Raw genomic sequence first — 1071 nt, forward strand, 5'->3', positions numbered from 1 at the left:
CTTATAACACCAGTGGTCCGGGTAAACGCACACCCTCGATGGGGTAACAGGGACTCGGGGCGATCTCTTACGGGGTTCCGCCGGGTTTCCCGCCGACGCGGCACCGCAGCACGTGGTGCCGTTCCTGTCGGTCGCGGCCGAGCCGCAGCCCGTCGGGGCGGCGCCGTTCCTCGCCCCGGGCGCCACCGCCGACCCGATCGTCGTGACCCCGTTCGTGCCGTACGCCGCCGAGGGCGATCCGTACCCGGCGGAGTCCTACGCGTACTCGTCGAGCAGCGGCTACAGCCACTCCGGCACGGTGTCGAACACGATGCCCGCGCCGGTGTACGAGGCCAAGGCGGCCGCGAAGGCCGCCGCCCGCGCGGCCGCCACCGCCGAACCGGTGGTGGCGGACGTGCCCCCCGCGCCGGCCCCGGTGGCCGAACCCGTGCGGACGGCCGTGCCGCCGGCCCCGCCGGCCACCGCGCCACCCGCGGCCGTGCCATCGCAGACCGCCTCGGACACCGAGGTGCGCTGGGAGGCGCCGGAACCGTCCGCCCCCGCGCCCGCGCCGAAGCAGGCGCCCGCGCCGACCGCGCCCACGGCGTCGTCGGGTGGGGCGGACAGCGGCAGCGGCCACCGCGGCGGCGGGGTGTTCCACGCGTCGCTGACCGGTCAGTCGACCGCCAAGCCGTGGGCCGCGTGGTCGGCCGAGCGGTGGGACGACGACCGGTCCCCGGGCAGCGTTCCAGGGCTGCCCAGCACATCACCCGACTGAGTCCGACGGGACCCGTGTGCCCCGAGCACACCGGGCCGACTCCCCGTTGACCGGTCTTTTCCGCCTGTCACGCACTTCTCACACCGATGCGATCCGCGCTCGACCGGACACCCGTCCTGCCAACCGCGCCCTGGCAGGAACGGGAGAGGTCCCGTCACCGCGCTGCCCCCGCGGCGACCGGGACCGCACGGGAACCTGCGGCAGGGGACGCCAATCCCTGGAGCGTCCCCCCCCCACGTCCCCGACCGCCCGGGGGGGGGCCGCCCCCCCACAGCGGGGGCGAGGCACACCCCGCCGCAGCGGCACCACAACAC

The 1071-nt window shown here is 76.2% G+C and carries 1 protein-coding gene; it reads left to right on the plus strand.

All coding sequences use genetic code 11. From position 1 onward, the window contains the following. Positions 1-115 precede the first annotated feature (115 nt). On the plus strand, positions 116-757 hold the full coding sequence (locus tag ACFXGA_RS14380; protein ID WP_378087822.1) for a hypothetical protein: 642 nt from the start codon (positions 116-118) through the stop codon (positions 755-757). Positions 758-1071: the final 314 nt, after the last annotated feature.

This window comes from Actinosynnema sp. NPDC059335 (assembly GCF_042752395.1).
Classification (GTDB): Bacteria; Actinomycetota; Actinomycetes; order Mycobacteriales; family Pseudonocardiaceae; genus Actinosynnema.